Source organism: Segeticoccus sp. (genome assembly GCF_035708005.1).
The window spans coordinates 1-7,321 of sequence record NZ_DASSTI010000098.1; the positions used below are offsets into that span (position 1 = coordinate 1).

A 7,321-nucleotide genomic window follows, 5' to 3' on the forward strand; every position below is an offset into this window, starting at 1 on the left:
GTCGGCCCGGGTCAGCGGGGTCGACAGGACGGCGTTGACGTGCCGCAGCAGGTAGTCGATGTCCCGCTGGCTGGCCGCCGGGTGGGCCTTGCCCAGGGTCCAGTCGGTGTCGGTGGTCCCGATGATCCAGTGCCGGCCCCACGGGATGACGAACAGCACCGAGGTCTCGGTGCGCAGGATGATCCCGGAGTCGGAGCGGATCCGGTCGCGCGGCACGACCAGGTGGATGCCCTTGGAGGCCCGCACGTGGAACTGCCCGCGCTCACCGGCGAAGGCCTGCGTCTCGTCGGTCCACACACCGGTCGCGTTGACCACCTGCCGGGCCCGGACCTCCAGCCGGCGCCCGGACTCCAGGTCGGACACCTCGGCGCCGGTGACCCGCTCCCCCTCCCGCAGGAGCCCGACCACGCGGGCGCGGGAGGCCACGTGCGCGCCGTACGCCGCAGCGGTGCGCGCCAGGAACATCGTGTGCCGGGCGTCGTCGACCTGGGCGTCCCAGTACTGCACCGCCCCCACCAGGGCGTCCTTGCGCAGCGACGGCACCACGCGCAGGGCGCCGCGGCGGGACAGGTGCCGGTGGTGCGGCATTCCCCCGCGAGCGGGAGCTGCCCCCACAGAGCGGCGACCCCAGGCCAGACCGAGGGTGTCGTAGAGCGCGAGGCCGGAGCCGACATACGGCCGTTCCCAACCGCGGTGGGTGAGCGGGTAGAGGAACGGCACCGGACGCACCAGGTGCGGGGCGAGGCGGGTCAGCAGCAGCGAGCGCTCGGCGAGGGCCTCCGCGACGAGGGCGAAGTCGAGCATCTCCAGGTAACGCAAGCCGCCGTGGATCAGCTTGCTGGAGCGGCTGGAGGTGCCGGAGGCGAAGTCGCGCTGCTCGACCAGGCCGACCCGCAGGCCCCGGGTCGCCGCGTCGAGGGCCGCGCCGGCCCCGACCACCCCGCCGCCGATGACCAGGACGTCGACCTCCTCCACGGCGAGCGCGGCCAAGGCCTGTTGTCGCGCCTCCGGGGACAGCGGCACCGCCCTCACGACCGCTCCTCCCGATCGTCGTCGAGGTCGACCCAGTCCAGGGTCCGCTCCACCGCCTTGCGCCAGCGGGCGTGGCCGCGCTCGCGTTGGGCCCGGCTCCACTGCGGCTCCCAGCGCCGGTCCTCGCGCCAGTTGGCCCGCAGCTCGTCGGTGTCCTTCCAGAAGCCGACCCCCAGGCCCGCGGCGTAGGCCGCCCCCAGCGCGGTCGTCTCGCTCACCACCGGACGGCTCACCGGGGCGCCCAGCACGTCGGCCTGGATCTGCATGCACAGCTCGTTCGCGGTGACCCCGCCGTCGACCTTGAGGCAGTCGATCTCGACCCCGGAGTCGGCGGTCATCGCGTCGGCCACGTCCTTGCTCTGGTAGCAGATCGCCTCCAGCGTGGCCCGGGCCAGGTGCGCGTTGGTGTTGTAGCGGGACAGCCCGACGATGGCGCCGCGGGCGTCGGAGCGCCAGTACGGCGCGAACAGCCCGGAGAACGCCGGCACGAAGTAGACCCCGCCGTTGTCCTCGACCTGGCGCGCCAGCGCCTCGGACTGCGCCGCGCCGGAGATGATGCCGAGCTGGTCGCGCAGCCACTGCACCGCCGACCCGGTCACGGCGATCGAGCCCTCGAGCGCGAAAACCGGTGCCGCCCCGGAGAACTGGTAGGCGACCGTCGTGAGCAGCCCGCTCTTGCTGCGGACCGGCTCGGTGCCGGTGTTCAGCAGCAGGAAGTTGCCGGTGCCGTAGGTGTTCTTCGCCTCCCCGGGCGCGAAGCACACCTGCCCGACCATGGCGGCGTGCTGGTCACCGAGGTCCCCGGTGAGGGGCACCTCCCCGGAGAAGGGGCCGTGCGCGCGTGTGACGCCATACGGCTCGTCGGTGGGCACCGAGCTGGGACGGATGGTCGGCAGCATCGCGCGCGGTACGCCGAAGAAGCCCAGCAGCTCCTCGTCCCAGTCCAGGGTGCGCAGGTCCATCAACATCGTGCGGCTGGCGTTGGTCACGTCGGTGACGTGCACCCCGCCCTCGGTCCCGCCGGTCAGGTGCCACAGCAGCCACGTGTCCGTCGTGCCGAACAGGGCGTCGCCGCGCTCGGCGGCCTCGCGGACGCCCTCGACCTGCTCGAGGATCCACTGCAGCTTGCCCCCCGCGAAGTAGGTGGCCGGGGGCAGCCCCGCCTTCTCCCGTATGACGTCGCCGCGCCCGTCCTGCTCCAGTCGCCGCGCGATGCGGTCGGTGCGCGTGTCCTGCCACACGATCGCGTTGTGGAAGGGCCGGCCGGTCCGGCGGTCCCACACCACGGTGGTCTCGCGCTGGTTGGTGATCCCGACCGCGGCCAGGTCGCTCGCGGACAGGCGCGCCGTCGCGAGCGTCGTGCGGATCACGGCACCGGTGCGCTCGGCGATCTCGATCGGGTTGTGCTCCACCCACCCGGCCCGCGGCAGCACCTGCTCGTGCTCGAGCTGGTGCCGGGCGACCTCCGCGCCGTCGTGGTCGAAGATCATGAAGCGGGTGCTCGTCGTGCCCTGGTCGACGGCCCCCACGAAGTCAGCCATGGGCACACCCTGCCATGCCCCGGGGACGCGGGGAGCCCGTGCTGGCGCGGCCCCGCGGAGCGGACGAGGGGTTCACGGGCCTGTGAATTGCTGCTAGCGTCTCGCGCGTTTGCTCGGGGCTGTACACAACGGAATTCGGTCAGAAAGCGCAAGAACGTGAAGATTCGCAGTGCCCTCGCCGTGGCTGCAGGAACGGTTTCCGCAGGATTCGGCCTCGTCAGCACCGGTGCGCCCGCCGCCCAGGCAACCCCCGCGACCCCGGCCGCAGCGCCGGCAGCGCCCGCCGCGGTGCTGCCCAAGGCGGCCGTGCCGAACGCCGTGCCGGCGGTGCCCGTCCCCGCGACCCCGATCGTCACCCTCCCGACATGGACCCACAACGTCAGCTACGGCGCCCGCGGTGCGCTCGTCAAGCGGATCCAGCGGATCGTCGGCGTCGCGACCGACGGCATCTTCGGGCCACGCACCCGCTCGGCGGTCGTGTCCTGGCAGGGCCGCCACGGCCTCGTCCGCGACGGCATCGTCGGCCCGCGCACCGCGGCCAAGATGGGGATCCGCAGCGGTGCGTCGGCCACCCGCCCGTCGACCGGCTCGGCCGGGTCGGCGCTGTGGACGCACAACGTGGGCTACGGCGCGCGCGGCGCCATCGTGCAGGCGGTCCAGCGGGTCGTCGGTGTCGCCGCCGACGGCATCTTCGGGCCACGCACCCGCTCAGCAGTCGTGTCCTGGCAGGGCCGCCACGGCCTCGTCCGCGACGGCATCGTGGGCCCGCGCACCGCGGCCAGGATGGGGATCCGCAGCGGCGCGTCGGCCACCAGCCCGTCGACCGGCTCGGCCGGGTCGGCGCTGTGGACGCACAACGTCGGCTACGGCGCGCGCGGCGCCATCGTGCAGGCGGTCCAGCGGATCGTCGGCGTCACGGCCGACGGCATCTTCGGGCCACGCACCCGCTCGGCCGTCGTGTCCTGGCAGGGTCGCCACGGCCTCGTCCGCGACGGCATCGTGGGCCCCCGCACCGCGGCCGCCATGGGCCTGCGCGGCGGCAGCTCGGCCGGCAGCAACGCGAGCAACGTGTCGTGGCGGACCGGCGACCAGTCCTCCCGCAGCACCACCCGCACCGGCATCCGGCAGCGGATCCTGCAGATCGCTCAGCAGAACCTCGGCATCCGCTACACGTGGGGCGGTGACACCCCGGGCGAGGGCTTCGACTGCTCTGGCTACGTGAAGTACGTGCTCAGCAAGGCCGGCATCAACATCTCGGCCCGCACCGCCGCCGGCCAGCAGGGCACCTTCAGCGGCACGTCGAACCCCCAGCCGGGTGACCTGGTGTTCTTCGGCAGCCCGGCCTACCACGTCGGCATCTACGCCGGTGGCGGCCAGATGTACACGGCTCACAAGCCGGGCTACCCCAGCACGAAGTCGGCCTTCTGGGGCACGCCGTCCGGCTACGGGGACGTCCTCAGCAACGGCTGACCCGCCCCCACCCCCGACTGACGACCCCGTGTGTGGCGTGTCGAGCCCGGTTTACCGGGCGAAACGCCACACACGGGGTCGTCAGTCGCATCCCGGGGCCGGGCCCGCTCACTCAGCCTGCCGTGAGGTCGCGGCGGCGGAAGGCCACGAAACCGACCAGCACCAACGCCGCCGCGACCAGCACCAGCACCACGAGCGGCCCCGCCGAGAAGGCCGACCCGGGCAGCGCCGACACCTGCCTGAACGGCGACAGCTCCCGAACGCCCGTCGGCAGCCCGAGCAGCTCCCCGAACTCCCCGGCCAGCAGGCAGCCGGCGAGCACCGCCCAGGCCGTGGCCACCGCGCGCGGCCGCAGGCCGAACAGCGCCACCGCCACCGCGGTCAGCACCCACACGGCGGGCACCCTGGCCAGCGCGGCGCCGAGCACCGAGCCGAGCTGCCCGCTGACGTCGCCGGTCGCCGACCCCGCGGCCACCCCCGCGCCGAGGCCGGCGGCGACCATCAGCAACCCGCCCCCGAGCAGCGCCACCAGGACGTGGCTGGCCATCCACCGCCAGCGCGAGGTCGCCGTCGCCAGCACCACCTCGGCCCGCTGCGACGTCTCCTCCGACCGGAGCCGCAGCGAGGCCGAGATCGCGTAGGCGCTCGCCACCACCGCCAGGATCCCCAGCTCGGTCGCCAGGAAGGCGTCGGTCAGGTTCGCCGTACCCCCCAGCCGCTGCACCATCCGGCGCGCGGCGGGACTGTCGAGCATCCCGTCGAGGTTCGTCACGATGCTGCCCACGACCGCCCCCAGCACGAGGTAGCCGACCAGCCACCACGCGAGCGTGGTCCGCTGCAGCCGCCAGGCCAGCCCCAGCGGGCTCCCCAGGCTGTATGCCGCGCGCTCGCGTCCCAGCCGCGGCCGCACCAAGCCGGCCCCGACGTCCCGTCGGGACTCGAGGGCCCATGCGACCACGATGAGCAGCCCGCTCAGGGCCACGGGCAGCAGCACCAGCGCCCACCGGTTCCCGGCGTAGGGCCGGATCTGCTGGGCCCACCCCAGCGGCGACACCCACGACAGCACACCTGGTTCGCCGGTCACCGGCTGCACCGCGGTGTCACCGAGCGCCCGGAGGAAGTACGCGGCGACGAGCACGACGACCGCCGCCCCGTTCGCGGCACGGGCGCCCTCGACCAGCTGGGCGGTGACTGCGGCGACGCAGGCGAACGTCATACCGGTCAGCGCCCACACTGCCCCGAGCGCAACGGAACCCGCGAGACCGAGGCCCGCCGACACCAGCCCGAGCGCTGTCAGCAGGCCGAGCACGAGCGAGGCGCCCGTGACCAGCAGCAGGGCCGCGGCCAGGCTCGCGTGCCGCCCGAGCACCCCGGCACGCAGCAGCTCGAGCCGACCGGCCTCCTCCTCCGCGCGGGTGTGCCGCACGACCAGCAGGATCATGAGGATCGCCACCGCGAGCGCCCCGAAGACGGTGAGCTTGAGCATCGACACCGCGCCGAGGCTGGTGGGGTCGTAGACCGGACCGTACATGGCCACCAGCGACGGCGTCGCGTTCGAGGTCTCCGCAATCGCCCGGCGCGACGCGACGGTCGGGTAGAGCCCGGCGGTCGCCGACGCCGAGGACATCGCCACGAGCGCCAGCACCACGATCCACACCGGCAGCAGGACCCGGTCGCGCCGCAGCGCCAGCCGCAGCAGCGCGGTCGTGCCGGTCAGGGACGTGCGGGTCGACGTGCGGGTCACCGCGGGCTCCCGGCGGTGACCGCGCCGGTGTCCTCGCCAACGGGGGGCACGGTGGTGTCGTCGCGGTAGTGCCGCAGGAACAGCTCCTCCAGCGTCGGCGGGGTGCTCGTCAGGGAGGCGACGCCCACGGCGGCCAGCCGCCCCAGCAGGTCGCCGAGCCGGGCGGAGTCCACCTGGCAGCTCACCCGGGTGCCCTCCACCGTCAGGTCGTGTATGCCGGGCACGCGCGCCAACCCGGCCGGCACCGGGCCGGTCAGCTCGGCGCGCACCGAGGTGCGGGTGAGGTGGCGCAGGGTGGCGAGGCTGCCGGTCTCGACGACGTGGCCGGCCCGGATGATGCTCACCCGGTCACAGAGCTGCTCGACCTCGGAGAGGATGTGGCTCGACAGCAGCACGGTGCGGCCGCGCTCGCGCTCGGCCCGGATGCAGCCGGCGAAGACCTGCTCCATCAGCGGGTCCAGCCCCGAGGTCGGCTCGTCCAGGACGAGCAGCTCGACGTCGGAGGCGAGCGCGGCGACGAGCGCGACCTTCTGCCGGTTGCCCTTGGAGTAGGTGCGGGTCTTCTTGCGCGGGTCGAGCTCGAAGCGTTCGAGCAGCTCCGCCCGCCGGGACTCGTCGACTCCGCCCCGGAGCCGGCCCAGCAGGTCGATCACCTCCCCGCCGGTGAGGGTCGGCCAGAGGCTCACGTCGCCCGGGACGTAGGCCAGCCGCCGGTGCAGCCGGGCGGCGTCGTGCCACGGGTCACCGCCGAGCAGCCGTGCCTCCCCGGCATCGGCGCGCAGCAACCCGAGCAGCACCCGGATCGCGGTCGACTTGCCGGCACCGTTGGGGCCGAGGAAGCCGTGCACCTCGCCGGTCCGCACCGTCAGGTCGAGGTCGTCGAGGGCGAGGGTGCGCCCGAAGCGCTTGGTCAGGTGCCGGACCTCGATCGCGGTCTCGCTGGTCGTCATGGCGACATCATGACACTGTCTTCAGAAGTTTGTGAAGGTTCCTAAGTGTAGATAGATTGACCAGACCGGACGAGGACGGAGGACGAGCGCGTGAGCCAGGCACACGGCATACCACCGGGCGCGGGTGACCCCCGTGCAGGGCGCGGGACCCCGGCCGAGGAGGGACGGGTGGCGGCGCGGGCCGACTTCGTGGAGCGGATGGCCGACGAGCTCACCCGGGCCGGCATGCAGCGGATGGCGAGCCGGGTCATGGCGGCGGTGATGTCGAGCGACAGCGGGCAGATGACGGCGGCCGAGCTCGGTGAGCTGCTGCGGGCGAGCCCGGCGGCGATCTCGGGGGCGGTGCGCTACCTCGAGCAGGTCGACATGGTGCGGCGCTCGCGCGAACCGGGGTCGCGGCGGGACCACTTCACGATGACCAGCGACGTCTGGTACGAGGCGCTCGCGCACAAGGACGGGGTGCTGGAGACGTGGCGCAAGACCATGGACGAGGGGGCGCAGACCCTCGGCCCGGACACGCCGGCCGGGCGGCGGCTGGTCGAGATGCGGGAGTTCTTCGGGTTCATGGAGCGCGAGGTGGCCGA

The 7,321-nt window shown here is 73.7% G+C and carries 6 protein-coding genes; 2 read left to right on the plus strand and 4 right to left on the minus strand.

The features are described 5' to 3' along the window. Positions 1-1,032, minus strand: a 1,032-nt coding sequence (locus tag VFL99_RS10020; RefSeq protein WP_325106207.1) for a glycerol-3-phosphate dehydrogenase/oxidase, incomplete at its 3' end; no start/stop codon positions are given. Then, positions 1,029-2,573, minus strand: coding sequence for a glycerol kinase GlpK (glpK, locus tag VFL99_RS10025; protein WP_325106208.1), 1,545 nt, complete (start codon positions 2,571-2,573; stop codon positions 1,029-1,031). The genes VFL99_RS10020 and glpK, both read right to left, overlap by 4 nt. A gap of 156 nt (positions 2,574-2,729) precedes the next feature. Here glpK and VFL99_RS10030 point away from each other — a divergent pair, with 156 nt between their 5' ends. Further along, a complete protein-coding gene (locus VFL99_RS10030) occupies positions 2,730-4,043 on the plus strand; it encodes a C40 family peptidase (protein WP_325106209.1) in 1,314 nt (437 codons plus the stop codon). Positions 4,044-4,155: 112 nt separating this feature from the next. On the opposite strand, the gene VFL99_RS10035 is transcribed toward VFL99_RS10030, so the two are convergent. Next, the gene (locus tag VFL99_RS10035) at positions 4,156-5,787 is read right to left on the minus strand and encodes an ABC transporter permease (RefSeq protein WP_325106210.1); all 1,632 of its coding nucleotides are present in this window, start codon (positions 5,785-5,787) and stop codon (positions 4,156-4,158) included. Continuing rightward, positions 5,784-6,737: an ABC transporter ATP-binding protein gene (locus tag VFL99_RS10040; protein ID WP_325106211.1), complete on the minus strand. Its 954-nt coding sequence runs from the start codon at positions 6,735-6,737 to the stop codon at positions 5,784-5,786. The genes VFL99_RS10035 and VFL99_RS10040 overlap by 4 nt, the downstream gene beginning before the upstream one ends. Before the next feature lie 90 nt (positions 6,738-6,827). Between VFL99_RS10040 and VFL99_RS10045 the strand changes: the two genes are divergently transcribed. Beyond that, positions 6,828-7,321, plus strand: a 494-nt coding sequence (locus tag VFL99_RS10045) for a GbsR/MarR family transcriptional regulator (RefSeq protein ID WP_325106212.1), incomplete at its 3' end; no start/stop codon positions are given.